This is a genomic window from Micromonospora sp. DT47, from assembly GCF_049844475.1.
GTDB lineage: Bacteria > Actinomycetota > Actinomycetes > Mycobacteriales > Micromonosporaceae > Micromonospora.
The window spans coordinates 1-23,763 of the sequence record NZ_JBNCLC010000009.1 but is presented as its reverse complement, the minus strand read 5'-3'; the positions used below and the strand labels follow the sequence as shown (position 1 = coordinate 23,763).

The window sequence follows — 23,763 nt, the reverse complement described above, 5'->3', positions numbered from 1 at the left end:
GGTGAAGCGGCTATGCGTCAGCTGTGGAATCCGGCAGCCGCACCGTGAAGACGGTACGACCGGGTCGGCTCTCCACCCGGACGGTGCCGTGGTGCGCCTCCACGACCGCGGCCACGATGGCCAGGCCGAGGCCGGTGCTGCCGTGCTCGCGCGACCGGGAGCTGTCCCCCCGGGCGAACCGTTCGAAGACCTCGCCCTGCAGCTCGGGTGGGATGCCCGGGCCGTCGTCGGCCACGCTGACCTCGACGGCTCCGTCCACCCGGGCCAGCCGGGTGGTCACCGTGGTGCCGGGCGGGGTGTGCACCCGGGCGTTGGCCAGCAGGTTCGCCACCACCTGGTGCAGCCGCACGGCGTCACCGGGCACGTCGAGGGCCTCGTCGGGCAGGTCCAGCTGCCAGCGGTGTTCCGGGCCGGCCACGTGCGCGTCGCTGACCGCGTCGACGATCAGCGCGGTGAGGTCGACCGGCCCGGTCGCGAGCGGCCGGCCGGAGTCCAGCCGGGCGAGCAGCAGCAGGTCGTCGACGAGGCTGGTCATCCGGGTGCTGGCCGACTCGACCCGGCGCAGCGCGTGCGCCACGTCCGGCGGCACCCGGTCCCGGCCCCGCCGGGCCACCTCGGCGTAGCCCCGGATCGCGGCCAGCGGCGTACGCAGCTCGTGGCTGGCGTCGGCGACGAACTGGCGTACCCGGGTCTCGCTGGCCTGCCGGGCGGCGAGCGCGGCGGCGACGTGCCCGAGCATCCGGTTGAGCGCGGCGCCCACCTGCCCCACCTCGGTACGCGGATCGGTGTCGCTCTCCGGTACCCGCACCGACAGGGCCACCTCGCCGCGGTCCAGCGGCAGCTCGGTGACCCGGCTGGCGGTGGCGGCGACCCGGTTCAGCGGACGCAGCGTGGCCCGCACGATCAGCGCGCCCAGGCTGCTCGCGACGAGCAGGCCGGCGGCGGCCACCCCCGCCTGGGCGGCGACCATCCACCAGACCGTCTCCTGCACGCCGGCCAGCGGAAAGGCGGTGACCAGAGTGGCCCCGTCAGGCGACTGCCGGGCCACCGCCCGGTAGTCGCCCCGGTCACCGAGGTCGACCGTGTGCGGCCGGCCGTCGGTGGGGAGCGCCATCAGCGGGGCGACGTCGGCGGCCGGGACGTCCTCCAGCCCGCCGGCCTGGGCCCGGGTCGTCGCCGCCGTCTCGCCGCCGGCGGCGCACGCCGCGATCGAGCCCGGTGGGAAACCGCGCGGCGGCTCCGGGGCCGGCGAATCGTTGCTCGAGCACGGCCGCCGCGGCCCGCCGAGCTGGGGGCCCCAGGGCGGCGACTCGCCCGGCCGACGGTCGCCGCCCATGGTGAGCTGGTTGTCCACCTGGCCGACCAGGAAGTGGCGCAGCGCCACCGTGGTCAGGCCGCCGATGCCGATGCTGACCAGGGCGAGCAGCGCCACGACGGCAAGCACCAGCCGGCGGCTCAGCGACCAGCCGGCCAACCAGCGACGCAACCCCCCGGCCCGGTCACTCCGCGGGCTTGAGGACATACCCCGCCCCGCGCAGTGTGTGGATCATCGGGGGCCGGCCGGCGTCGATCTTCTTCCGCAGGTACGAGATGTAGAGCTCGACCACGTTGGCCTGCCCACCGAAGTCGTAGTTCCAGACCCGATCGAGGATCTGCGCCTTGCTCAGCACCCGGCGCGGGTTGCGCATCAGGTAACGCAGCAGCTCGAACTCGGTGGCGGTGAGGGTGATCAGGCTGTCGCCGCGGCGCACCTCGTGGCTGTCCTCGTCCAGGCTGAGGTCGCCGACGGTGAGCACGGCGTCCCCCCGGGTGGCCATGGCGAAGCCGGAGCGGCGCAGCAGGGCGCGCAGCCGGGCGATGACCTCCTCCAGGCTGAACGGCTTGGTGACGTAGTCGTCGCCGCCGACGGTGAGCCCGGCGATGCGCTCCTCGACCGCGTCCCGGGCGGTCAGGAAGAGCACCGGCACGGTCGGGGCCTGCTCGCGCAGCCGGCGCAGCACCTGGAAGCCGTCCAGGTCGGGCAGCATCACGTCGAGCACCACCGCGTCCGGCTGGAACTGTCGGGCGGCGCTCAGCGCGGCCATCCCGTTCCCCGCGCTGCGCACCTGCCAGCCCTCGTACCGCAACGCCATCGACAGCAGGTCGGTCAGGGTCGGCTCGTCGTCGACCACCAGCACCCGCACGGGTTCGCCGTCGGGGCGGCGGAGCTCGATCCTGGTCTGCGCGGCCTGCCCGTTCATCACCATGCCCCCATCGTGGGCCCCGTGGCTGGCGCTCACCTATGCGCATCCTGTGCGTCAGCTGTGCGCGCCGGTCGGTCCGGTCCGGCGGTACCCGGCCGACCGGTCCCGGACGAGGCCAGCGGGGGCGACGTCGACCCGACTGCCGTGGAGACCACCGGCGCGGCCGGTCGACCCCGCTACTCGCTCGCGCCCTCGGGATAGGTGCGGACGAAGCTCATGGTCCACACACCGTTGCCGTCGCGCCGGTCCCGCGCGTAGAGATGGTCCGGGCCGCCCCCGCCCGGCGGTGGGCCGCCGTCGGGATGGCGCATCACCCAGCGGGCGGGCGGGTCGCCGTCCGGCCCGGCGGGCACCTGCCGGACCAGATCGTGGGCCGGCCCACCGACGAAGCGCACGGTCACCTCGCTCATCCGCGACCACCCTCCCCCGGGACGCTCGGACGCCCTGGCTGGCAAGCTACCGCACAGATGGGCGGCGGCGAGCCCGCTCCGCGCCGACCGGTCCCGGTTTGCCCAGCTCCGCCCCCGGGTACCGCGTCCGCAGCACCGGCGGGGGACCGCCGACGGACGATACGGACAGGAGCGGGTCGATGAGGACGCTGGCCGGGCGTTACCAGCTCGAACAGCGCATCGGTATGGGCGGAATGTCCGAAGTGTGGCGCGCGCACGACGTCGTGCTGGATCGGCCGGTCGCGGTGAAGCTGATGTCCCCCGGGCACCAGAGCGAGGAGACGTCGGTGGAGCGGATCCGGGCCGAGGCGCGCTCGGCGGCCCGGCTGGTGCACCCCAACGTCGCCAGCGTGCACGACTTCGGCACCTCGTCCACGCTGCCAGGGCGCGAGGCTCCGTACATCGTGATGGAGCTGGCCGAGGGGGAGACGCTCGCCGCGCACCTGCGGGCCGGGCCGCTGGACTGGCGGATCGCGGTGCGGGTCTGCGCCGAGGTGGCCGCGGCGCTGGCCGCCGCGCACGCGCACGACATCGTGCACCGCGACGTGAAGCCGGCCAACGTGATGCTGACGCCGTCCGGCGTGAAGGTGCTCGACTTCGGCATCGCCACCTCGGCCGGCGCCCCGGACGACAGCCCGGACGGCATGGTGGTGGGCACCCCGGCGTACCTGGCGCCGGAACAGTTCGACCGGCAGCCGGCCACCCCCGCCGCCGACATGTACGCCCTCGGCGTGCTGCTCTATTACAGCCTCACCGGGCGGCTGCCGTACGCGGCCGGGACGACCGCCACCCAGCTGGTCGGCGCCCGCCGGCGGATCGCCGCCGAACCACTGCCGCCGGTCGAGGGCCTGCCCACCGAGGTGGCCGAGCTGTGCCGGCGCTGCCTCGACGACGACCCCACCGCCCGGCCGACCAGCCTGATGGCCGCGCTGCTGCTCGCCGAGGCGGTGGACGCGCGGGTGTACGTGCCGATGCTGGCGTCGACACCCCGGCCGCGCTCCGCGCCGGTCTCCCCCTGGACGGGGCGCGCGGCGACCGAGGCCACCGAGGCGGTCGCCCTCGACGACAGGTCCCGCACCGGTCGGGCCTGACGCCCGCCCCCGCCGCCGGAGCGGGGGCCCGCCCCGGCAGCCCACCGGACCAGCAGGCCCGGCCCGGACGGCGGCGGCAGGTCGGGCGGCGTTTCACCCGATCGAGGCCGGGAACCCGCGCCGGTGAGTGAGGGAGGAACGCGATGCCGGATCCGAGTTCCTGGCTGCACGAGGCCACGGCGACCGCGGCGGGTGGCCACGTACGCACCGACGATGGCGGCCTGTCCACCGCGCTGGCGTCGCCGCTCGCGCCACACTGCACCGGGCTGACGCCCGAACAGCTGCTCGCCGCCGCCTTCGCGTCCTGCCTGCACCACGCGGCGGTGGAGGCGGCCGGAGAGATCACCGACGAGGCGCACACCGTGCAGGTGACCGCCGAGGCCAAGCTGGGCCGCGACGACGACGGTCGCTACCGGGCCGACGTGCACGCCTCCATCTCGTCCGTGGGGTTGAGCCGCGACCAGCTGGCCGACCTGGTAGCGCACGCCGACCGGCTCTGGCCGTTCTCCAGCGGCGACAGCAGCCGGCACCGGCTGACCGTCACCCCGGCCGACGGCGGCCGACACTGACCCGGGTGGGTCACCACCGGAAGCCGGCGGTCACCGCGCGGTGGTCGCTGGCCGGCGTCCGGAGCACACCGGCCGCGGTCGGGGTGATCCCCCGGTAGAGCACGTGGTCGGGGCGGGTCACCGGCAACCTCGAGGGCCAGGTGAAGCCGAAGCCCCGGCCGGCGTCGGCCTGGGCGTCGCGCAGCAGCCGGGTCAGCGGGACGAAGACCCGGTCGGTGCTGGCGGTGTTGAGGTCGCCGAGCACCACCAGCCGGTCGGCGCGGTCGGCGCCGACCGTCCGGGCGAGGCTCCGTACCGTCTCGTCCCGGGTGGCGGTCTGCCCGGCGCGGGCCGAGCCGAGGTGCACGACGTACACCACCAGGTCACCCTGCGGGGTGGCGACGACCGCGCGGAGCGCGCGGGTCCAGCCGAGGCCGGTGTCCACGCCGGCGGAGTCCCGGATCGGGTACCGGCTCCAGAGGGCGACGGTGGAGACCGCCGCCCGGTGCGGGTAGCGCTGGCGCAGGCCGGGGGCGAGCCGGTCGCCGTCATCCACCTCCTGCAGCGCGATGAGGTCGGCCCCCGATTCGGCGAGCGGGGCCACGGTGGCGGTGGGATCGGGGTTGCCGGCGCGCAGGTTCTGGCTGGCCACCCGGACGCCGGCCAGTCCGCCGCCGGCAGCCGGGGCCAGCCAGGCGCCGCCGTAGGTCAGGATCCACACCGTGGCGGGCACCAGGACCGCGACGAGCGCGCGCCGGGAGCGGCGCAGCAGCGCGGCGAGGGCCAGCACCGGCACACCCAGGCCGAGCAGGGGGGTCACGCTGTCGAGCAGGCTGCCGAGGCCGTGCGCGTTGGGGATCGCCCGGTGACCGGCCAGCACCGCGGCGAGCAGCACGGCGAGCAGGACGACGACCAGCCCGCGCCGGTCACCGGACCGGCCCGCGCCCCCGCGGACGGGCTCGTCGATCCTGCTGTCGGTCACCGTCCGCATGGTACCCAGCCGATCCGGCGGCCCGGGTCGCCAACCCCGGCAATTACCGCCCGCGCCCTCCGGCCAGCAGCCCCGGCCGGGTCACCCGCCGCCCGGACGGGGACCACCTCCCCGGTACGACCATCGTGTCATCGGTCGAACGGGGGATGCGCCAGACGGCCCGGTCCATCGTGGACCGACGTCCCATAGCTCCCACCAAAAGCGAAAATAAAGGATAAGAAGGAATAGCGAGTTCGGTGCGGTTCGTGGTGCACCGAGGGTAATGACCGGTCGGATCATGGCAAATTGTGGCGCATGCCACCAATAACCCCGGTGGCAAGCGACGGGAAGCTCTCTAGCCTCGGCGAGTGCATCCCGACGACTCCTCTGACCAGCAGTTGACCGAAGCCCGACCGGCCGCCCGTACGGCCGATGCAGCATCGGGCGAAAGGAGGATCGGTCGGCACCGCGCCCCCGAACCGCCCCGACGCGGCGGCCGTGCGCTGCTGGCCTCGACCCCCGCCCGGGTCGCCCTGGCCGGCGGTGTCACCTGCTGCCTCGGGCTCGTCGCGTTCGCCGGCGTGCAGGAGACCGACCGCCGTCGGGAGCCGGTCCAGGAACTGCTCGCCGACCGCGCCGCGCAGGAGCAGCGCGCCTCCCGCTCGCTGGACCGGGCCGCCTCCCCGATCGCCGTCCCGGTCACCCCGAGCCCCACCGCCAGCGCCAGCCCCAGCCCGTCGGCGACCCGCAAGCCGCCGCCCCGAAGGCCGGCGAAGCCGAAGCGGCCGCGCCCGGTCGCCGGACTCACCCAGGCGCAGATGGACAACGCCAAGGTGATCGTCGAGGTCGGGGTGGCCCTGCGGATGCCCGAGCGCGGGCTGGTGGTGGCCGTCGCCACCGCGATGCAGGAGAGCAACCTGTACAACCTGGCCAGCGACGTGCTGCCGGAGTCCTACGACCACCCGCACCAGGGCAGCGGCGCCGACCACGACTCGGTCGGCCTATTCCAGCAGCGGCCGAGCAGTGGCTGGGGCACAGTGGCCCAGCTGATGCGGCCGGCGTACGCGGCTGGCGCCTTCTACCGCGCGCTGGCCGAGATCCCCGGCTGGCAGGAGCTCAGCATCACCGCCGCCGCCCAGGCCGTGCAGGTCTCCGCGTTCCCCGACGCGTACGCCCAGCACGAGGAGCGGGCCACGACGGTGGTCGAGGCGCTGACCTGAGCCCCGCCGCTCAGGCCACCCGGGTGCCGGGCTCGGGCCGTTCCACGGTCACCTCGTCGGCGCCCGCCCCCGCCCGGGTCGCCGGGACCCCGCCGGGCGTCGCCGCCGCAGCGGTGGGCGTGTCGGCCGGTACGGTCTCCGCCGCCACCCCGGCCAGAATCTGGTCCACCCGGGCCTCCCTTCGCCGGCGCTCGTGCAACGCGGCCTCGAACTCACGGCGGGCCTGCACCGCCTCGGCGTACACCCGCTCGCGCACCTGCCGGGCCTCCTCGCGCGCCGAGTCGAGTTCGCTACGGGCCCGGGCCAGGATCTCGGCCGCCTCGCGTTCGATCGCGGAGGCCTCGCGTCGGGCCGCCACCACGTCGCCGGCCCCGGCGAGGGCCTGATCGACCAGGCCGCAGAGCAGGGTGGCCTCCTGCCGGATCTGGTCCCACTCCCGACCGGCGCCGGCGGCCACCTGCGCCCGCGCGGCGAGCCGGGTCAACCGGACCCCGAGCTCGTCGAGGCAGGAATCGACCTGCCGCTGGTCGTAGCCGGTCTCAACGACGGAGAACCTCATACTGTCGCCCCCCAGGCAGCTGGTACGTCTTTCCCCAGCTCGATCCTCGCGGCTGCCGGCCTGCGCCGAAGGGGTTCAGGAAAAATGTTCAGCAACTGAGCGGAGTCGCCGGACCCGGCGTCCGGGCGCGCTCAGGAGCGCTTGGGCAGCACCACCACGCGCCCGAAGAACTCGTCGATCCGGCGTACCACGTCGTTGAAGTCGTCCAGGTCGATCGGCTTGGTGACGTAGGCGTTGGCCTGCAACGTGTAGCTGCCGACGATGTCGGTGTCCGCGTTGGAGGTGGTGAGCACGACGATCGGGATGGCCCGCAGGTCCTCGTCCTGCTTGACCTCGCCGAGTACCTGCCGGCCGTCCATCCGGGGCATGTTCAGGTCGAGCAGGATCATGTCGGGGCGCCGGGCCTCGGTGTGCCGGCCCTGGCGGCGGAGGAACTCCATCGCCTCCTGGCCGTCGCTGACCACGTCGATGACCTTGTCGATCTCCGAGTCCTCGAGGGCCTCCTCGATCATCAGGACGTCACCCGGGTCGTCGTCCACCACCAGGATGCGGACGGGGTTCGAGGTGCCTGGGCCCATGGGATTACCTGTTCTCGTGTCAACGGTGGGAACCGCCTGGTACCCACTGGCGGGAAAATCTAGTCGATCAACCGACGGATTGCGACGACGGATCGCTCGTGTCCGGCTGGTATATCAGCACGTCCGCCAGGCCGGTGACCTGGAGCACCCGGTCGACCCGGCCGGTCGCGCCGGTGAGCCGGAGCCATCCCCCGTCGGCGGCGACAAGGTTGTCACCCCGGACGAAGGCGGCGATGCCGGTGGAGTCGCAGAAGCTCAGGTCGGTGAGGTCCAGCAGCAACTGCCGCTCCCCCGCCGCGGCGAGCCGGTCGATCTCGGCGTTGAGCTCTCCGGCGGTGCTCATGTCCAGCTCACCGACGAGCCGCAGGCGGACCCCGCCACCATCCCGCGGGGTGAGCGTGACGGTGAAGGTCAACGGCGTCCCTCTCGCTCCCACCGCAGGGCCGCTCCTTGCAGTGAAGCAAGTATACGGGGCCGGTCCGGCGGCGGCACCGCCGCGATCACCGGCGGCCGGCGCCGCCCGGCGGGGGGACGGCGGCCTCGGCCAGCGCCAGAAACCGCTCCGGCGACGGCGACGACGTCCGCGAGGCGACCGGCTGACCCGACCAGGCTCACCGCCACCGGACCGACGCCACCGCGGCCACCGGGCCGGGGTGGCCCCCGGCCCTGGGACCAGGGGCCGGGGGCCGGGAGGAAGGTCTAGGCGGTGACCGGTTGCAGTCGCGGACCGGCCGACCGCAGGTCCGCCGGGGAGGACGGTTCGGCGTCCTCCGGGGGGCCGGAATCGGGCGTCTGGAACAGGTACCGGACGAACTCCCCACCCGCCTCGTTGTCGTCCGATCCGGGCCACTGTCCGGCGCAGTCCACGCCGACGACCTCGCGACCCGAACCGTCGGACTCCTCCAGCAGGGCCCAGAGGCTCACCGGGTAGCACCGGGTGGCCTCGGAGGTGACCTGCCAGCGGGCGTACCAACCGGCGCGGGCGGGGACGATCTCGACGATCCTCTTCATGACGACCTTCCTTCCGCGTGCATCGGAAGAACTCCGGTCCGATCCGATCGTGCGGCCCGGACGGGTGAGCGCCCCTCACCCCCCGGGTGTGAAGCCGACAACCGGGTCCGGCCCGTTACCTCCCGCCGGGCGGCGGGAAGGCGGCGGGCGAGGAAGCGGAACCGACAGGGAGCGAGGTCGACCATGCGTAAGCAGATGGAGGGCGACAACCAGCGCCGCCGGGCCCTCGCCAGACAGGCCCGGGAGCAGGGCCGGCGGCCGAGCGAGGCCGGCAGCACGCTGAGCGCCACCAAGCAGCTCACCAGCCTGGACCGGGGCCGACGGTCCGGTCCCCCGCCCGCCGGCCGGCACAAGCCGGACACCACCCGGGGCGGACCGGCCCCGCCGCCGACCGCCGTGGCGACCGCTCCCCGGCCGATGCCCGATCCGGGGCAGGGCGCGCCGGAGGTGCGGCCGATGGGTTACCAGCAGCTGGTGGACGACGTGGGCCGCCGGGCTGGGGTCGACTTCTTCACTGCCAAGGTGGCCGCCGAGGCGACCGTGCTGACGCTGGCCTGGGCGCTGGACGAGGCGGAGCGCGAACGACTGCTCGAGGCGGTGCCGGTGAAGTTGCACGACGTGGTGCCGGTCGCCGGCATCGAACGGCACCGGGACCTGCCCGGCTTCCTGGCCGAGGTGGGCCGGCGCAGCCGCCTCACCCCGGAGCAGGCCCGCTACCAGGCCGAGGCGACCATCGCCGCGCTGGCCGCTCACGACGGCGACCTGATCGGGTCGCTGAACGTGCCGGACGGGCTGCGCGACCTGCTCGAACCACCGGCGCCAGGTGGCGGCCTGGTGGGCACGCGCACCGCCGCCGCCCCGCTGACCGAGCAGGAGCTGCGGGACGCCCTCGGCGACCTGCGGCACTGGTCGAGCGACCGGCGGTCGCTGGTGCGGACCATCGAGCTGCCGCCGGGCAACCTCGACCGGGTGCTCGACCGGCTCGACCAGCTCCGCGAGGAGACCGGACGGGGGCCGCAGATCGGCCGGCCCGACCCGGACAACGCGGTCCTGATGGTCCGGACCCAGCGGGCCGACGCGGTGACCGCCCTCGACGTGGAACTGGCGCACCGGGTCGACGACGCGATCGAGGAGGTCGGCGCCGGGATGAACGCCGGCTGAGCACCGGTCCGGGCCGGTGGGCGGGGCTCCGCCCGCCGGCCCGGCGCCCGTACCCGCCCGCGTGCCCGCTGCGGGTCGGCTAGCGTGCCGGCATGGACAGCGCCGCCGACGACCGGTTGGACCTGGTCGTCGACCCGGCCCGCCGGACCGGCCGCACGCTGCTCGCGGCGGGCGTGGCCCAGTCGTACGTGGACGTGGCCGACCCCCGCCACCTGCATTTCGAGTACGTCCGCCGGATGGCGGCCCTGGTCGATCTCGCCGGGCCGCCGGGCCGCGCCTACCAGGTCCTGCACCTGGGCGGCGGCGCGCTGACCCTGCCCCGCTAGCTGGCCGCGACCCGCCCCGGGTCGGCGCAACGGGTCATCGAGCGGGACGCCGCGGTGGTGGACCTGGTGGCCCGGGAGCTGCCGCCGCTGCCGCCGGAGGTCCAGGTGGAGGTGGCCGACGCCCGCGCGGCGGTGACCGCCGCCCCGTCCGGGGCGTACGACCTGATCCTGGCGGACATCTACCGGGCGGCCCGGATGCCGGCGCACGTGGTTGCCCGGGAATTCGTGGCCGAGGTGGGCCGGACGCTGCGTTCGGACGGCATGTACCTGGTCAACGTCACCGACCTGCCGCCGCTGGTCTTCACCCGGGTGCAGGTGGCCACGCTGCGCGCGGTCTTCGCCGACGTCTGCCTGGTGGCCGACCGCCGGATGCTGCGCGGGCGCCGGTACGGCAACCTGGTGCTCGCCGCGGCGCACCGGCCCGGCCGGCTGCCGGTACGCCGGCTCGCCGCCCGGGCCGCCGCCGACGTGGTGCCGGGCGGGATGCTGCACGGCCCGGCGCTGGACGAGTTCGTCGGCGGGGCCCGACCCGCGACGGACGCCGGTCTCGCCGCCGGCTGACCGCGGGATGAGGGGCCTCGGGGCACGGTGGAACACCCGGTGCCGGTCCCGCCGGCGTTTCCGTCCGTCACGGCTGGGTAGCCGCGCGGATGAGTGCCGCCGAGAACCGGGCCACCGCGCAACCGGTGATCATGGCTCGGTCGGTCCGGCTGAACCCGCTGACCGTACTGGTCAGCGTGCTGCTCGCGGCCGAGCTGGCCGGGCTGCTCGGCGCCCTGCTGGGCCATCCCGGCCGCCGGCATCGGGCGGGTCCTGCTGGGGGAGTTCGCCCCCACCGGGACCCGGTTCGCTGCCCGACCCCACCGACCCGGACGCCGACCCGACCGGCTGACCCCGGGCAGGGCCGGGAACCGACGCCGGCCGGGCCGCCGACGGTGGCGAGCCCAGCCGGACGGTCGGACGGTGGTCAGTGCGGCACCCGGGCGGGCACCTCGGGCGACGAGCTCTCCAGCGGTACGGCGTGGGCCGGCACCAGGCCGAGCTGCGCGGCCGAGCGGGGCAGCGCCGCGTCGAGCACCCAGTCGGCGCCCACCCGGGCCCGGTTGCCGGGCATCGCCAGCAGGTGGTAGCCGCGGGTGACCGCCTTGGCCGGCAACCCGGACAGCGACACCTTCAGCGGGTTCGCCGCCGCGTCCTTCCCGCCCAGGTCGACCACCCAGCCCAGTTCGTGGTGCTTGTACGGCCGCCGCTTGCCGTGCCCGTACGAGGCGGCGATGTTCTGCGCGGCGAGTTTGCCCTGCCGCTGCGCGTGCTGGGCGGTCATCGTGCAGATCTGCCCGGTGCGGATCAGGTCCGGCACGGCGGCGGCGTCGCCGCAGGCATACACCTCGGGGAAGCCGGGGACGTTGAGGTACTCGTCGACCACCAGGCGGCCCTTCTCGGTCCGCAGGCCCAGCTCGGCCACGAACGGGTCGGGGCGGACCCCGACGCACCAGACCAGCGTGCAGGTCGGGATGTACTCGCCGTCGGTGAGCTTCACCCCGTCGGCGGTGGCCTCGACGACCGAGGTGCCCATCCGGACGTCGACGCCGCGCCGGCGCAGCACCCGGTCGGCGGTGTCGGACATCCGCTTGTCCAGCTCGGGCAGGACGCGGGGCGCCACGTCCAGCAGCATCCAGCGGGGCCGGATGTTCAGCCGGGGCCGCTGGGCGACCAGCGCGTCGGTGAAGAGCTGCCCGTGCGCGGCGACCTCGGTGCCGGTGTACCCCGCGCCGACCACCACGAAGGTGGTCCGGGCCCGCTGCTCGGCCGGGTCCTCGGCCTGCTCGGCCAGCTCGAGCTGACGGATCACGTGGTCGTGCAGGTAGAGCGCCTCGGGCAGGCCGCGGAAGCCGTGCGCGTACTCGGTCACCCCGGGGATCGGCAGCAGCTTGTTGACGCTGCCGACCGCGAGGACGAGCCGGTCGTACGCGAGCCGACCTTTGTCCCCCTCGGGCTGGGTGAAGCCCACCCAGCGGTTCTGCAGGTCAACCGTGTCGGCCTCGCCGACCACCACCCGCACCCCGTCGAGGGTGCCGCTCAGCGGCACCGAGATGCGCCTCGGCTCCACCACGCCGGCGGCCACCTCGGGCAGCAGCGGCAGGTAGAGGAAGTAGTCGGTCGAGTTCAGCACCACGATCTCGGCCCGCTTGCCGGCCAACCGGCACAACGTCTTCGCCGCGTGGTAACCGGCGAACCCGGCCCCCACGATCACCACACGAGGTTTCGTCATGCCCGCTGCGGTTCCCGCCGACCCGCCGGACAAACGTGGTCGAAGGCCATGTCTCTCACCGTAGGAAAGCGGGCACCCCGCGGCATCACCCGTTCCGGGTGAAACTCGCCGATCCATCCCGATAGATATGGACAGACAGCATTGGATGTGGTCAGGATGCCCTCATGGGATCACACGAGACCACCGGCGGTCGGCCCACGAGGTCCACCCGCCGCACCTTCCTGTCCGCCTCCGCAGTCGCGACCGCCGCCACGGTCGCCGTACCGCTGACCGCCAGGCCCGCCGCCGCGCACGACGCCGCGCCCCCGGCCGGACCGGGCCACCCGATCCACCCGCAGGCCCCGGACCGCGAGCTGCGGGCCCTGCTGCAGGAGATCGACCGGGACCGGATCGAGGCCACCGTCCGCCGGCTCGCCGCCTTCGGCACCCGGCACACCCTGTCCAGCCAGGACGACCCCGAGCGCGGCATCGGCGCCGCCCGGGACTGGATCTTCGCGCAGCTGTCCGGGTACGCCGCCGCCTCCGGCGGCCGGATGACCGTCGAGCTCCAGTCGTACATCCAGGAACCCGCCTCCCGGATCCCGGTCGCCACGAAGATCACCAACGTCGTCGCCACCCTGCGCGGCGACGCCAGCCCGAACCGGGTGTACGTGGTGACCGGTCACTACGACTCCCGGGCCACCGACGTGCTGGACGCGGTCAGCGACGCCCCCGGCGCGGACGACGACGCCTCCGGGGTAGCGGTGCTGATGGAGTTGGCCCGGGTGATGGCGACCCGACGCAGCGAGGCGACCATCGTCTTCGCCGCGGTGGCCGGCGAGGAGCAGGGCCTGTACGGCTCGACCTACCTGGCGAAGCAGTACAAGGCGGCCGGCGTCGACATCCAGGGCATGTTCAGCAACGACATCATCGGCTCCAGCACCGCCGACGACGGCACCCGTGACCCGCGCAGCGTCCGGCTCTTCGCCGAGGGCGTGCCGACCGCGGAGACCCCGGCCGAGGCCACCACCCGGCAGTCGGTGGGCGGCGAGAACGACTCGCCGTCGCGGCAGCTGGCCCGGTTCGTCGGCGACGTCGCCGAGAACGGCGCCACCGGGATGCGGGTCCGGGTGATCTACCGGCGGGACCGCTACCTGCGCGGCAGCGACCACATCCCGTTCCTGCGCGAGGGCTGGCCGGCCGGCCGGTTCACCGAACCGAACGAGGATTTCGCCCACCAGCACCAGGACGTCCGGGTGGTGGACGGCGCGCAATACGGCGACCTGCCGGAGTTCTGCGACTTCGACTACATCACCCGGGTGGCCCGGGTCAACGGCGCGACGCTCTGGTCCCTCGCGCAGGGGCCCGGCACCCCGAAGGGCGCGATCGTCGTCACCACCAACCTCACCAACGACACCGCGCTGCGCTGGCAGCGCGGGACCGAGCCGGACCTGGCCGGCTACGAGGTCGTGTGGCGGGAGACCACCGCGGCCGAGTGGCAGAAGATCATCGCGGTCGGCGACGTCACCGAGGCGACGATCGACCTGTCCAAGGACAACGTCTTCTTCGGCGTCCGGGCGGTCGACCATGCCGGACACCGCAGCCCGGTGGCGTTCCCCCGCCCCGGCAGCTGACCGGTCGTCGCCGCGCCATCTCGCGGGCGAGGTGTTTGCCATGATCGTCTACGCTTCTCCGGCACCAGGACCGGCGTGTCGGATCGGTGACCCGTAGACGATCATGGCCGGCGGGCTCAGGCCTGGTTGGTGATCGCCCAGCGCTCGTGGTCGCGCCAGGCCCCGTCGATGAAGAGGTAGTCGGGCGAGTAGCCCTCCCTGCGGAAGCCGAGCCTGCGGGCCACCCGCTTCGACGGCTCGTTGCCCGGCTGGATGTTCGCCTCCAGCCGGTGCAGGCCGAGCGTGCCGAAGGCGTGCTCCACCACCAGGCCGATCCCGGCCGAGGCGTGCCCGGTCCCGGCGTACGGCAGGAACGCGGCGTACCCGAGATAGCCGCCGCGCAGCGCGCCCATGACGATCCCGCTGATGGTCACGTACCCGGCGACCTCTCCGGTGGGCCGGTCACAGATCAGGAAGCCCTGGTTGTCGCGGCGGCGGATCCGGCTCAGGTAGGCGGCGTATTTCTCCGCGTCGTCTGCGGCGGCCAGCCAGGGGTGGTGCAGGTCGCGGCTGCGCCGGGCGGCAGCGGTGAACTCGGACTCGTCGGCGGGGCGCGGCCGTCGGATGCCGACCGGGCCGGCGCTGCGCAGGTATCTCACGGCGGACCACTCTGGTCGCCCGCCGAGGGGGTTGTCCAACCGGAAACCGCGATCGCGAACGGACACATCGCCCCGTACGGTGGACCGGATCCACCGACGATCGGAGGCTGATCATGGGCACTGCTCCTCTCGGCACGATGCTGGCCTCCGCTTCGCGGGCGATCCCGCTCTCCTGAGCCGTCGGGCCGTTCCGGCCCGCCCGAAGGGCCGGGCCCCGTCGTCCGTCGCGAAGCGATGAAGTGACCCGCCGTATGCGCAGGTCCCTTGTCATGGCGTGACCACGCCACCCACATCGCTTCCGAGGGAGTTCCTCGTGTTTCCGCACTTCCCGTGCGGGCGCCTCCGCGTGCCCGGACGTCCTCGCACCGGCGGCGGCTGGCCGCCGCGGCCGCCTGAGCGAGCGGGGCCCGGTCGCCGCCGGCGCGGTGACCGGGCCCCGGTTCCAGCCCAGGGTGACGTCCTGGAACTCGGCGAGGGAGTCGAAGGAGCGTCAGAGCGGGCGCGGGAACGGCTGCTGCGCCGGCATCGGCACCTGGAGAAAGGTGGTGCCGCGCAGGTCCAGCCAGGCCCGGTCGGGCGCGCGGACCAGCCGCAGCATCACCTCGGCGCAGGCGGGGCAGCGGGCCACCAGGCCGGGCGCGTGCGAGAAGACGTGCAGGGCGGCCATCGGGCCGACCATCCCGCACGACTGGCAGCGCCCGGTCGCGGCGCTCAGGTCCACGGCGAACAGCTCGCGCAGCGGGCCGTCGAGCATGTTGCCGTCCAGGTAGGACATCTCGGTCATGGGGTCTCCTCGCGGTTCAACCGGTGGGGCCGAAGCGTTCGGTGCGCACCCGCCGGGTCTGGTGGCCCAGGCCCACCAGCAGATCCGCCACCGTCTCCACAAAGCCGGTCGGGCCGCAGACGTAGCAGAGCGGCTCCAGGTCCGGCGGCCAGCCGTGGGTGTTGACGTCGGCCACTCCGATCCGGTGCGGCTCGCCCCGCCACCCCTCGGGCGCCTCGCGGGTGTACACGTACGTCACGTCCAGGCCCAGGTCGTCGCGGGCCCGGCGGCGCAGCTCGTCGGCGTAGAGGACGTCGGCGGGGGTGCGCACCGAGTAGATCAGCCGGAACGGCGTCCGGCTGCCGGCGGCGCGTCGGGCCCGGACCATGGCCATCAGCGGCACCACCCCGGACCCGCCGGCGACCAGCAGTACCGGCGCGGTCTCCTCCGGCCGCCAGATGAACCAGCCGCCGACCGGGCCGCGCACCTCCACCGGGTCACCCTCGGCGTAGACGTCGATCAGGTACGGCGACACCTCACCGTCGGGCACCTTCTGCACGGTCAGCGCGATCCGCTCCCCCTCGGCGGTCCCGGCCACCGAGTACGACCGGGCCGCCTGGTAGCCGTCCTCGGCGGTGAGCCGGACGTCGACGTGTTGCCCGGGCAGGTGCCCCGGCCAGCCCGGCACGTCGAAGATCAACGTCTGCGCGGTCGGCGTCTCGACCCGGCGTTCCACCAACCGGGCCACCCGCCACGCCAGCGGCGCGTTCACCCGGCCCGCAGCCACGGGCGTGGCCACCTCAGTCGCCCTGGTAGCGCTGCTCGCGCCACGGGTCGCCGTAGTCGTGGTAGCCGGCGGTCTCCCAGAAACCGGGCTGGTCGTCAACCAGCAGCCGGATCCCGCGCACCCACTTCGCCGACTTCCAGAGGTAGAGGTGCGGCACCAGCAGCCGGGCCGGCCCGCCGTGCTCGGCGGGGAGCGGGCCGCCGTCGTAGGTGTGCGCCATCCAGGCCCGCCCGCCGCGCAGGTCGTCCAGCGGCAGGTTGGTGGTGTAGCCGCCGTACGAGTGCGCGAGCGCGTAGCGCGCCCCGGTGTCGATCCCGTCCAGCAGGAGGTCCAGCGAGACGCCCTGCCAGCTGGTGCCGAACTTGGACCAGCGGGTAACGCAGTGGATGTCGACGGTCGGCATCTCCTGCGGCAGGCCCATCAGCTCGTCCCAGGACCAGCGGAACTCGGCGCCGGTCTCGGTGGAGATGACGAACTCCCAGGTGTCCAGCGGCACCTTCGGTGTCGGGCCGGCGGAGAGGACCGGGAAGTCCTCGGTCAGGTACTGCCCCGGCGGCAGGTCCGGTCCGGTCGTGCGGCGTCGGCCCTGAAAGCCCGGTGACACGATTCCCACCCGTCAGTCGTACCACCTGGCGGACGGGGGCGGGAGCGTTCGGGCGTACCCCGGAATCGGTTCCCGGCGCGGCCCGGCGGCGGCCGGATCGGGCCGCCGCCGGCGCGGCCGGTGTCAGTGCCGTTCGGAGACCGCCTCGTGCTCGCCGGGCGCGGTGTCCCGGGTGGCGCGCAGGCTGGTGATGGTGACGACCACAAGGACGCCGACGATCACGCCGAGCGAGGCCAGGGTCGGGATCTCCGGTACGCCCGACCAGATGCCGTGCGCCCAGTGCAGGCCCAGCTTCACGCCGATGAAGGCGAGGATGACCGCCAGTCCGTAGCTGAGGTGCACCAGCCGGCTCAGCGCGGCGTGCAGCACGAAGTAGAGCGCGCGCAGGCCGAGCAGGGCGAAGGCGTTGGTGGCGAAGACCAGGTACGGGTCCTCGGTGATGCCGTAGACGGCGGGCACCGAGTCGACGGCGAAGACGATGTCGGTGGCGAGCACCGCGACCACGACCAGGGCGAACGGGGTGAGCGCGCGGCGGCCGTGCTGCCGGATGGTCATCCGGGTGCCGTGGTAGTCGTCGACGACCGGCATGAACCTGCGCAGCAGCTTCACCGACCGCATCTTGTTGATGTCGACCTCCTGCGCGTGCCCGGAGAGGGCGTCGCGCAGCAGCTTGACCGCGGTGGCGATCAGGATGACGGCGAAGAGCAGGAAGGCGAAGTCCAGGGTCTGCAGGGCGGCGGCGCCGAGGGCGATGAAGACGGCCCGAAGCACCAGCGCGCCGGCGATGCCGTAGAGCAGTACCCGCTGGGCGAGCACGGCGGGCACCGCGAAGGCCGCCAGCAGCAGCATGAAGACGAAGAGGTTGTCGACCGAGAGCGACTTCTCGACCAGGTAACCGGTCAGGTACTCCACGCTCTGCTGGGAGCCGAAGCGGGACCAGATCCAGGCGCCGAAGGCCAGCGGCAGCGCGATGTAGAACGCCGACCAGCCCAGCGCCTCCTTGATCGACACCTCGTGCGGGCGGCGGGTGACCAGGAAGTCCAGTACCAGCAGGGCGAGCACGCCCGCGATGGTGACCGCCCAGAGCGTGGGCGTGCCGACCGACTGGAGATCGGCGGCCAGATACGACACATCGGTCATGGAGCCTCCTCGAACACGGTGCCATGTTCGAGGTCTCCTTCACCCACGGTTTCGTGGGCAACCACCCGAGGCGTGCCCTGGGCACGCCGTACTGACCGGCATGGTTCGTGGGAAGTACTCCCCTCGTGCGGTCAAGGTTAGGTCAGGCTCACTCCGCCGCCAAGTCGGCCACGCCCGCCGCTGGTCATCAAGTTGCCCTGGTCAACCGCTGCGTGGCCATGATCCTCGGAAGGGTGTGGCGGTCCCCCGCCGCCGCCCGGGGCGACGTGCCGGCCGCGCTGCGCCTATCGTGGCCCGATGACCGACGACGCTCCCACCCCGACCGGCCCGCTCACCGGCGTCCGCGTGGTCGAGCTGGCCGGCATCGGGCCCGGGCCGTTCACCGCGATGATGCTCGCCGACCTCGGCGCCGACGTGGTCCGGGTGGACCGCACCACCCCGGCCGCCTTCGGCAGCCCGCCGGGCGACCTGCTCAACCGCAACCGTCGCTCGATGGCGGTCGACCTGAAGTCCGACGTCGGGCGCGAGGTGGTGCTGGCCCTGGTCCGCGACGCGGACGCGCTGGTCGAGGGCTACCGGCCCGGGGTGACCGAACGTCTCGGCCTCGGCCCGGACGACTGCCTGGCGGTCAACCCCCGCCTGGTCTACGGGCGGATGACCGGCTGGGGCCAGGACGGCCCGCTCGCCGCGTCCGCCGGCCACGACATCGACTACCTGGCGCTGACCGGGGCGTTGCACGGCATCGGCCGGCCCGGCGAGCGCCCGGTGCCGCCGATGAACCTGCTCGGCGACTTCGGCGGCGGCGGGATGATGCTCGCGCTGGGCATCGTCTCCGCCCTGTACGCCGTCCGCGCCGGCGCCCCCGGCCAGGTGGTCGACGCGGCCATCGTGGACGGCGTGTCGGTGCTCAGCACCCAGATCCACGCGCTGCGCCGGTTCGGCATGTGGCAGGACCCGCGCGGGGTCAACCTGCTCGACGGCGGCGCGCCGTTCTACGACACGTACGAGTGTGCCGACGGGCGCCACCTCGCGGTGGGCGCCCTGGAGCCGCGCTTCTACGAGGAGCTGGTCCGACTCACCGGCTTCCCGCTCCCCGGCGACGAGGCGCTCGACCGGACGGACCCGGCGAACTGGCCGGCGCTGCGCGCGGCGTGGGCACGGCTGTTCCGCACCCGTACCCGGGACGAGTGGGCCGACCTGCTGGCCAGCTCGGACGCCTGCGTCGCGCCGGTGCTGGACTGGCGGGAGGCGCCGGAACACCCGCACCTGGCCGCCCGGGGCACCTTCGTCACGCACGACGGGGTGACCCAGCCGGCGCCCGCGCCCCGGTTCTCCGCCACCCCCACCTCGGTACGACGGCCCCCGCCGCAGCCCGGCGAGCACACCGACGAGCTGCTGGCCGAGGCGGGCTTCGACGCCGACCGGATCGCCGCGCTGCGCGCCGCCGGCACGGTGGTCTGAGGCCCGGGACCGGGGCGCGGCCCGATCGGTCGGCGCACCAGTAGGCAGTGCCGGCGGGACCCCTTGGCCGGCGGGCGGGCCGGCCCGCCCGCGGGGCGGCGCCGGTGGGTCAGGCGTGGCGCAGGACGGTCGCGCCGGGGCTCAGCGCCGGCTCCACCATGTCCCGGTAGTCCCGCGGCAGCTGGATCACCATGTCGTCGAACTCGCCGCCGCTGACCGCCTCGCGCAACGTCACGAAGACCGCCCGTACCGCGTCCCGGGCCGCCGGCTCGTCGACGCCGGCCCGCCGGGCGACCCGCGCGACGAACTCCGCGGCACCGAACCGGTCAGCGGCCTCGGTGCTCGGGCTGGGCTTGAGCACCAGCTGCAACGGGGCCGGCAGCTGCGCGGCCAGGTCGAGCACGTCACCCCCGGTCAGTCGCTCGGCGAGGGTCTCCAGGGTCGCCCGGGTCAGCTCCACCGTCCGTTCCGAGCTGGTCCGGGTCCGCTGGGCGACCTGGTCGACGAAGGTGTCGTAGTTCATCACGGTGCTCCCTCCGGCGTCGGACCGGTCGGGTACCCGGCGGGTGGCGCCGGAAACCGCGCCGATTTTTCGCCCCGGCGGCGCGTGACGACCGGACGGACGGGTAACCGCGCCCGGTCGTGACCGGATCGAGGCGGCGAGGGAGCCCACGCCATGGCGAGTTACACCGACGTCCTGCAGTACCTGTCCAGCCTGGACTACCCGGCGGAGAAGGACGACGTGGTGCGGGAGGCCGAACGGGAGGGCGCCCCGCCGGAGGTGCTCCAGGCGTTGCGCGCGCTGCCGCCGGTGGACTACGCGAACGGCAACGAGGTGGCCCGTTCCGCCGGCATCGACGCCGCACCCGAGGTGAGCCCGTCGCAGCGGAGCGCGCAGGCCCGGGAAAAGCAGCACCAGCGGGTCTCGCAGCACCTGCGCGGCATCTGACCCGCCGGCACGCGGTGCGGCCGCTCGGCGGGACGGCGCGGTACGCGGCGCTGGCGCGCAGCGGGTCGCGGAGCGCCCGGTGATCCGCCGGGCGCCGGACGGGCATACCCCGGCCGCCGTCCAGCTCACCGTGATGGCCGTGGTCGGGGTCGTGGTCGGCGGGCTCTCGACCATGCTGGTCTCGCCCGGGCTGGCCCCGCTGGTCGGCTGGGACGCCGCCGCGGCGAGCTGGCTGGCGCTGGTCTGGCGCACGCTCTGGCCGATGGACGCCCAGCGGACCGCGCGGCTGGCCGTGTACGAGGACCCGAACCGGGCCATGCGCGACTTCCTGCTGCTGGCCGCCTGCCTGGCCAGCCTGCTGGCGGTCGTGGTGGTGCTGATCAACGCCCACGGCACGGCGCCGGGCCTGCTGCGGGACCTGTACGGCGGGCTCGGCGTGCTCAGCGTCCTGGTGTCCTGGTGCGTGGTGCACACCGTCTTCACCGCCCGGTACGCCCGGATCTACTACACCGGCGGCGACGGCGGGGTCAACTTCCACCAGCCGGGCAAGCCGTGTTACGTCGACTTCGCGTACGTCGCGTTCACCGTCGGGGCCACGTTCCAGGTCTCCGACACCGACCTGACCAGTAACGAGATGCGCCGGACGGTGCTGCGGCACGCGTTGCTGTCGTACCTGTTCGGGGCGATCATCATCGCCGCGACGGTGAACCTGCTGGCCGGCCTGGCCCGGTGATCGGCTCCCCTGGGCCAGCGGGATGCGACAGCGGCCGGGAAACAGGCGGGCGCCCCGGGCCACGAACCGCGACCTGGGGCGCCACGCGCACCTGTCACCGGCGAACCGCCGGTAGGTGGATGTTCGCCCGAACCGGGCGGGCATCACTGCCACGATCATCATACGACAGAACATCACCCGTACGGCTGATTTTCGCGAGACTGTGGGCCAGGGCACCCCGCCACGGTCAGGCCGTCACCTCGGCGTACCGCTGCTCCAGGTCGACCCGGGCGAGCGCCCCGACCAGCCACGCCAACCGCTCCGACTCGCCGCCGCCGGCCAGCTCGGCCAGGTCGGTGGCGGACCGGCCGAGCCCCAGGCGACGCGCGGCGGCCAACGCCCGCCGGTCGGCGACGGGCGCCACCTCCCGCCACAACGCCTGGGTCTCGCGTAGAAACAGGTCGGCCACCTGGTCGTCCACTCCGGGCAGCGTGGTGAGCAACGCCCGTTCCCGGCCCGCGTCGTGGCCGGCCGTCGCCCGCAACCGGCGCAGGTCGCCCCGGTACCGCTCGACCACCGTACGGGCGAGATCGCCCAGGACGTCGGCCAACTCGTCGACGTTGCCGCGCTGGCCGGCCTCCCGCAACGCCCGTACCCGGTCGGCGTGCAGCGACCGGGCGAGCCGGGCGGCGCTGTCCCAACCGTGGTCGGGTAGGGCGTGGGCGGCGTCCACGGCGCGCCGGAAGTCGCCGCGGCGGGCGAGCAGGACCGCCAGGCAGAGCAGCTGGAACAGGCTGGCCGGGTTGTTGGTCACCCGGAACCCGTACTGCTCGGCGAAACCCCGCCCACCACCGGCGAGCCGCCGGACCAGGCGTTTCCTGTCCTCGGTACGAGAAATCACACTGCGGGTCATGCCCCGCGACTACCCGCCCCGCCGGCGGCCACGCCTGGTCAGCCCCGTACGCCGCCGCGCCGGTCGCGGGCCTTCAGCCGGGTGGTCGGCATCTCCGGGGCGGGCAGCGGCGGGGCGGAGTCGTCGGCCACCACGCCGAAGCGCCGGCCGGCCATCCAGTCCTCCCGGGCGGCGGCCACCTCCTCGTGCGAGCGGCCGACGAAGTTCCACCACATCACCAGCGGCTCGTCGAACGGTTCCCCGCCGAGCAGCATCAACCGGGTGCCGGCCTCGGCTGCCAGCGCCACCCGGTCCCGACCGGCGCCCAGGTAGAGCAGCGCGCCCGGGGCGAGCCCCAGACCGTCCACCTGCGCCGCGCCGGACATGGCCAGCAGGCCGTACTCGAAGTCGGGCCGCAGCCGAAGCGTCGCTGGCGCGGGCCCGCGGGCCTCCAGCTGCGCGCCGAGCAGCGGGGTGTGCACCACGGCCGGGGAACGCTCGCCGCCCAGCTCCCCCACGAGCAGGGTGACGTCCCACTCGCCGTGGCGCCACCCGGGCAGCTCGGCGTGGTGGGCGAAGTCGGCCGCTCCGGCCCGCGCCGGGTCCGGCAGGGCCACCCAGAGCTGCACGCCGTGCATCAGCGGCGGATGCGTGCCGGGCGACCGCTCGGAGTGCGCGATGCCGTGCCCGGAGGTCATCACGTTGAGCTGGCCGGGACGGATCGGCTGGACGTTGCCGAGGCTGTCCCGGTGCACGATCTCGCCGTCCAGCAGCCAGGTGACGGTCTGCAGGCCGGTGTGCGGGTGCGGCGGCACCTCCATGCCCGGCCGTTCGGCGACGTCATCCGGGCCGAAGTGGTCGACGAAGCACCACGCCCCCACCATCCGGCGCTGGCGCTGCGGTAGCAGCCGGCGCACGGTGGTGTAGCGGCCCAGGGGCACGTCGTGCCCGGGCAGCAGCACGCTGCCCGGGTCGACCGGCGCCACGCCGGGTGGTCGGGTCTCCGCCGGCAACGATTCGGTACGGTCCACGGCCCGACTCTATGCCGCGCCGCCACCGGCCCGCCCCACGCCGCCGGTACCGCCCCCGCGGCCGGGCGCATGGTCCGGCGGCCGCGGACCTGCGCTGGCGGCCCTCAGTCCTCGGTCACCGTGACCGTGTTGGCGCCGGCGACGAGGTCGACGTAGACCCGGTCGACGGACCGGTCCCAGTTCGGGGAGCTGACGATCTCCCCGGCGGCGACGCCGTCCCGCCGGTCGCCGTACAGGGTAATGCCGCCGGCCTCGGCGGCGCGGAGCCGGACCGGCGGGCTGCCCGGCGCGTGCACCGCGAACTGGTTGACGCCCCCGGTCATCCGCACCGTGAGGGTGCCGGTCGTCTCGGGCAGGCGCAGGTCGACCTTGGCCGCGCCGCCGGCCAGATCCACCCCGGCCAGCCGGGCGTCGGTCAGGTCGAGCTGCTGCTCACTGACCCCGCCGACCAGGCGGATCCGCCAGACGAGACGCGAGTTGAGCACCACGTCGACGCGTCGGCCCGGCCCGGCCACTCTCCTCGACGCGCAGCCGCACCCGGTCGTCGAGCACCTCCGGCCGCGGCACGACGCCGGAGTCCACCGGGCTGCTGACCTGGTAGAGCTCGTCGCCGAGGTCCTCCGCCCGCAGCCCTACCCGCCCGAGGCGCCGGCGGTGCCAGGCGCCAGTTGACGCTTCTATGGCTCGTCAAGTCCTTCCGGCGGTTTCCATGAGCCGGAACATGTGTCGGGCGGTGTAGCGCTTG

Annotated in this window: 26 protein-coding genes and 1 pseudogene; 9 read left to right on the top strand and 18 right to left on the bottom strand. The window is 74.2% G+C overall.

Annotation, left to right across the window (positions count from 1 at the left end):
- Positions 1 to 10 precede the first annotated feature (10 nt).
- The 3 genes from ACLQ2U_RS15900 to ACLQ2U_RS15890 form a co-directional block, all read right to left on the bottom strand.
- The gene (locus ACLQ2U_RS15900) at positions 11 to 1,522 is read right to left on the bottom strand and encodes a HAMP domain-containing sensor histidine kinase (protein ID WP_425751421.1); all 1,512 of its coding nucleotides are present in this window, start codon (positions 1,520 to 1,522) and stop codon (positions 11 to 13) included.
- Complete coding sequence (locus tag ACLQ2U_RS15895; RefSeq protein WP_425751420.1) at positions 1,500 to 2,246, bottom strand: response regulator transcription factor; 747 nt, start codon at positions 2,244 to 2,246, stop codon at positions 1,500 to 1,502. Before ACLQ2U_RS15895 ends, ACLQ2U_RS15900 begins: the two co-directional genes overlap by 23 nt.
- A 173-nt stretch (positions 2,247 to 2,419) precedes the next feature.
- Entirely contained in the window at positions 2,420 to 2,653 is a 234-nt protein-coding gene (locus tag ACLQ2U_RS15890) for a hypothetical protein (RefSeq protein WP_425751419.1), read from the bottom strand.
- A gap of 179 nt (positions 2,654 to 2,832) precedes the next feature.
- On the opposite strand from ACLQ2U_RS15890, the gene ACLQ2U_RS15885 reads away from it, so the two are divergent.
- Positions 2,833 to 3,783 carry a serine/threonine-protein kinase gene (locus tag ACLQ2U_RS15885; protein WP_425751418.1) on the top strand — a complete coding sequence of 317 codons (951 nt, stop codon included), beginning with the start codon at positions 2,833 to 2,835 and terminating at the stop codon, positions 3,781 to 3,783.
- Between the two features lie 143 nt (positions 3,784 to 3,926).
- Positions 3,927 to 4,352, top strand: coding sequence for an OsmC family protein (locus tag ACLQ2U_RS15880; protein ID WP_425751417.1), 426 nt, complete (start codon positions 3,927 to 3,929; stop codon positions 4,350 to 4,352).
- Positions 4,353 to 4,362: 10 nt separating this feature from the next.
- Here ACLQ2U_RS15880 and ACLQ2U_RS15875 read toward each other — a convergent pair whose 3' ends face one another.
- Positions 4,363 to 5,313: an endonuclease/exonuclease/phosphatase family protein gene (locus ACLQ2U_RS15875; protein ID WP_425751416.1), complete on the bottom strand. Its 951-nt coding sequence runs from the start codon at positions 5,311 to 5,313 to the stop codon at positions 4,363 to 4,365.
- 356 nt (positions 5,314 to 5,669) lie between these two features.
- Here ACLQ2U_RS15875 and ACLQ2U_RS15870 point away from each other — a divergent pair, with 356 nt between their 5' ends.
- Positions 5,670 to 6,521 carry a hypothetical protein gene (locus ACLQ2U_RS15870; protein ID WP_425751415.1) on the top strand — a complete coding sequence of 284 codons (852 nt, stop codon included), beginning with the start codon at positions 5,670 to 5,672 and terminating at the stop codon, positions 6,519 to 6,521.
- A gap of 10 nt (positions 6,522 to 6,531) precedes the next feature.
- Here the strand turns inward: ACLQ2U_RS15870 and ACLQ2U_RS15865 are convergent, their stop codons facing one another.
- From ACLQ2U_RS15865 to ACLQ2U_RS15850, 4 genes are all read right to left on the bottom strand, one after another.
- Positions 6,532 to 7,080 (bottom strand): ATPase, encoded by a 549-nt coding sequence (locus ACLQ2U_RS15865; protein WP_425751414.1) that lies wholly within the window; start codon positions 7,078 to 7,080, stop codon positions 6,532 to 6,534.
- A 131-nt stretch (positions 7,081 to 7,211) separates the two neighbouring features.
- Positions 7,212 to 7,658 carry a response regulator gene (locus ACLQ2U_RS15860; RefSeq protein WP_425751413.1) on the bottom strand — a complete coding sequence of 149 codons (447 nt, stop codon included), beginning with the start codon at positions 7,656 to 7,658 and terminating at the stop codon, positions 7,212 to 7,214.
- A gap of 67 nt (positions 7,659 to 7,725) precedes the next feature.
- The gene (locus ACLQ2U_RS15855) at positions 7,726 to 8,094 is read right to left on the bottom strand and encodes an STAS domain-containing protein (RefSeq protein ID WP_425751412.1); all 369 of its coding nucleotides are present in this window, start codon (positions 8,092 to 8,094) and stop codon (positions 7,726 to 7,728) included.
- Positions 8,095 to 8,357: 263 nt separating this feature from the next.
- Positions 8,358 to 8,669 carry a hypothetical protein gene (locus ACLQ2U_RS15850; protein WP_425751411.1) on the bottom strand — a complete coding sequence of 104 codons (312 nt, stop codon included), beginning with the start codon at positions 8,667 to 8,669 and terminating at the stop codon, positions 8,358 to 8,360.
- 183 nt (positions 8,670 to 8,852) lie between these two features.
- Between ACLQ2U_RS15850 and ACLQ2U_RS15845 the strand changes: the two genes are divergently transcribed.
- On the top strand, positions 8,853 to 9,830 hold the full coding sequence (locus ACLQ2U_RS15845; protein ID WP_425751410.1) for a DUF2267 domain-containing protein: 978 nt from the start codon (positions 8,853 to 8,855) through the stop codon (positions 9,828 to 9,830).
- Between the two features lie 92 nt (positions 9,831 to 9,922).
- Positions 9,923 to 10,717 (top strand): annotated as a pseudogene (locus tag ACLQ2U_RS15840) (spermidine synthase).
- A gap of 406 nt (positions 10,718 to 11,123) precedes the next feature.
- Here ACLQ2U_RS15840 and ACLQ2U_RS15835 read toward each other — a convergent pair.
- Entirely contained in the window at positions 11,124 to 12,428 is a 1,305-nt protein-coding gene (locus ACLQ2U_RS15835) for an NAD(P)/FAD-dependent oxidoreductase (RefSeq protein ID WP_425751409.1), read from the bottom strand.
- 164 nt (positions 12,429 to 12,592) lie between these two features.
- On the opposite strand from ACLQ2U_RS15835, the gene ACLQ2U_RS15830 reads away from it, so the two are divergent.
- Entirely contained in the window at positions 12,593 to 14,041 is a 1,449-nt protein-coding gene (locus ACLQ2U_RS15830) for a M20/M25/M40 family metallo-hydrolase (RefSeq protein ID WP_425751408.1), read from the top strand.
- A gap of 116 nt (positions 14,042 to 14,157) precedes the next feature.
- Here ACLQ2U_RS15830 and ACLQ2U_RS15825 read toward each other — a convergent pair whose 3' ends face one another.
- The 5 genes from ACLQ2U_RS15825 to ACLQ2U_RS15805 form a co-directional block, all read right to left on the bottom strand.
- A complete protein-coding gene (locus tag ACLQ2U_RS15825) occupies positions 14,158 to 14,679 on the bottom strand; it encodes a GNAT family N-acetyltransferase (RefSeq protein ID WP_425751407.1) in 522 nt (173 codons plus the stop codon).
- 490 nt (positions 14,680 to 15,169) lie between these two features.
- A complete protein-coding gene (locus ACLQ2U_RS15820) occupies positions 15,170 to 15,463 on the bottom strand; it encodes a DUF6510 family protein (protein WP_425751406.1) in 294 nt (97 codons plus the stop codon).
- A 16-nt stretch (positions 15,464 to 15,479) separates the two neighbouring features.
- The gene (locus tag ACLQ2U_RS15815; protein WP_425751405.1) at positions 15,480 to 16,241 is read right to left on the bottom strand and encodes a ferredoxin reductase; all 762 of its coding nucleotides are present in this window, start codon (positions 16,239 to 16,241) and stop codon (positions 15,480 to 15,482) included.
- Between the two features lies 1 nt (position 16,242).
- On the bottom strand, positions 16,243 to 16,833 hold the full coding sequence (locus tag ACLQ2U_RS15810) for a sulfite oxidase-like oxidoreductase (protein ID WP_425751404.1): 591 nt from the start codon (positions 16,831 to 16,833) through the stop codon (positions 16,243 to 16,245).
- A 123-nt stretch (positions 16,834 to 16,956) separates the two neighbouring features.
- A complete protein-coding gene (locus tag ACLQ2U_RS15805) occupies positions 16,957 to 17,973 on the bottom strand; it encodes a TerC/Alx family metal homeostasis membrane protein (protein WP_425751403.1) in 1,017 nt (338 codons plus the stop codon).
- Between the two features lie 297 nt (positions 17,974 to 18,270).
- On the opposite strand from ACLQ2U_RS15805, the gene ACLQ2U_RS15800 reads away from it, so the two are divergent.
- Complete coding sequence (locus ACLQ2U_RS15800; protein ID WP_425751402.1) at positions 18,271 to 19,434, top strand: CaiB/BaiF CoA transferase family protein; 1,164 nt, start codon at positions 18,271 to 18,273, stop codon at positions 19,432 to 19,434.
- 109 nt (positions 19,435 to 19,543) lie between these two features.
- On the opposite strand, the gene ACLQ2U_RS15795 is transcribed toward ACLQ2U_RS15800, so the two are convergent.
- On the bottom strand, positions 19,544 to 19,957 hold the full coding sequence (locus ACLQ2U_RS15795) for a DUF2267 domain-containing protein (RefSeq protein ID WP_425751401.1): 414 nt from the start codon (positions 19,955 to 19,957) through the stop codon (positions 19,544 to 19,546).
- Between the two features lie 153 nt (positions 19,958 to 20,110).
- Here ACLQ2U_RS15795 and ACLQ2U_RS15790 point away from each other — a divergent pair, with 153 nt between their 5' ends.
- Both ACLQ2U_RS15790 and ACLQ2U_RS15785 read left to right on the top strand, forming a co-directional pair.
- Positions 20,111 to 20,383 carry a DUF2795 domain-containing protein gene (locus ACLQ2U_RS15790; RefSeq protein ID WP_425751400.1) on the top strand — a complete coding sequence of 91 codons (273 nt, stop codon included), beginning with the start codon at positions 20,111 to 20,113 and terminating at the stop codon, positions 20,381 to 20,383.
- Between the two features lie 79 nt (positions 20,384 to 20,462).
- Positions 20,463 to 21,116, top strand: coding sequence for a DUF1345 domain-containing protein (locus tag ACLQ2U_RS15785; RefSeq protein WP_425751399.1), 654 nt, complete (start codon positions 20,463 to 20,465; stop codon positions 21,114 to 21,116).
- Positions 21,117 to 21,342: 226 nt separating this feature from the next.
- Here the strand turns inward: ACLQ2U_RS15785 and ACLQ2U_RS15780 are convergent, their stop codons facing one another.
- From ACLQ2U_RS15780 to ACLQ2U_RS15770, 3 genes are all read right to left on the bottom strand, one after another.
- Positions 21,343 to 22,008, bottom strand: a complete 666-nt coding sequence (locus ACLQ2U_RS15780; RefSeq protein WP_425751398.1) for a hypothetical protein — start codon at positions 22,006 to 22,008, stop codon at positions 21,343 to 21,345.
- 38 nt (positions 22,009 to 22,046) lie between these two features.
- Positions 22,047 to 23,018 carry a pirin family protein gene (locus ACLQ2U_RS15775; protein ID WP_425751397.1) on the bottom strand — a complete coding sequence of 324 codons (972 nt, stop codon included), beginning with the start codon at positions 23,016 to 23,018 and terminating at the stop codon, positions 22,047 to 22,049.
- A 104-nt stretch (positions 23,019 to 23,122) separates the two neighbouring features.
- The gene (locus ACLQ2U_RS15770) at positions 23,123 to 23,533 is read right to left on the bottom strand and encodes a hypothetical protein (protein WP_425751396.1); all 411 of its coding nucleotides are present in this window, start codon (positions 23,531 to 23,533) and stop codon (positions 23,123 to 23,125) included.
- Positions 23,534 to 23,763 lie beyond the last annotated feature (230 nt).

Excerpts from the sequence above, each read along its gene's own strand:
- ACLQ2U_RS15900 (WP_425751421.1), bottom strand. The coding sequence starts at position 1,522 with ATGTCCTCAAGCCCGCGGAGTGACCGGGCCGGGGGGTTGCGTCGCTGG.
- ACLQ2U_RS15895 (WP_425751420.1), bottom strand. The coding sequence starts at position 2,246 with ATGGTGATGAACGGGCAGGCCGCGCAGACCAGGATCGAGCTCCGCCGC.
- ACLQ2U_RS15890 (WP_425751419.1), bottom strand. The coding sequence starts at position 2,653 with ATGAGCGAGGTGACCGTGCGCTTCGTCGGTGGGCCGGCCCACGATCTG.
- ACLQ2U_RS15885 (WP_425751418.1), top strand. The coding sequence starts at position 2,833 with ATGAGGACGCTGGCCGGGCGTTACCAGCTCGAACAGCGCATCGGTATG.
- ACLQ2U_RS15880 (WP_425751417.1), top strand. The coding sequence starts at position 3,927 with ATGCCGGATCCGAGTTCCTGGCTGCACGAGGCCACGGCGACCGCGGCG.
- ACLQ2U_RS15865 (WP_425751414.1), bottom strand. The coding sequence starts at position 7,080 with ATGAGGTTCTCCGTCGTTGAGACCGGCTACGACCAGCGGCAGGTCGAT.
- ACLQ2U_RS15860 (WP_425751413.1), bottom strand. The coding sequence starts at position 7,658 with ATGGGCCCAGGCACCTCGAACCCCGTCCGCATCCTGGTGGTGGACGAC.
- ACLQ2U_RS15850 (WP_425751411.1), bottom strand. The coding sequence starts at position 8,669 with ATGAAGAGGATCGTCGAGATCGTCCCCGCCCGCGCCGGTTGGTACGCC.
- ACLQ2U_RS15845 (WP_425751410.1), top strand. The coding sequence starts at position 8,853 with ATGCGTAAGCAGATGGAGGGCGACAACCAGCGCCGCCGGGCCCTCGCC.
- ACLQ2U_RS15835 (WP_425751409.1), bottom strand. The coding sequence starts at position 12,428 with ATGACGAAACCTCGTGTGGTGATCGTGGGGGCCGGGTTCGCCGGTTAC.
- ACLQ2U_RS15830 (WP_425751408.1), top strand. The coding sequence starts at position 12,593 with ATGGGATCACACGAGACCACCGGCGGTCGGCCCACGAGGTCCACCCGC.
- ACLQ2U_RS15820 (WP_425751406.1), bottom strand. The coding sequence starts at position 15,463 with ATGACCGAGATGTCCTACCTGGACGGCAACATGCTCGACGGCCCGCTG.
- ACLQ2U_RS15805 (WP_425751403.1), bottom strand. The coding sequence starts at position 17,973 with ATGACCGATGTGTCGTATCTGGCCGCCGATCTCCAGTCGGTCGGCACG.
- ACLQ2U_RS15800 (WP_425751402.1), top strand. The coding sequence starts at position 18,271 with ATGACCGACGACGCTCCCACCCCGACCGGCCCGCTCACCGGCGTCCGC.
- ACLQ2U_RS15795 (WP_425751401.1), bottom strand. The coding sequence starts at position 19,957 with ATGAACTACGACACCTTCGTCGACCAGGTCGCCCAGCGGACCCGGACC.
- ACLQ2U_RS15790 (WP_425751400.1), top strand. The coding sequence starts at position 20,111 with ATGGCGAGTTACACCGACGTCCTGCAGTACCTGTCCAGCCTGGACTAC.
- ACLQ2U_RS15780 (WP_425751398.1), bottom strand. The coding sequence starts at position 22,008 with ATGACCCGCAGTGTGATTTCTCGTACCGAGGACAGGAAACGCCTGGTC.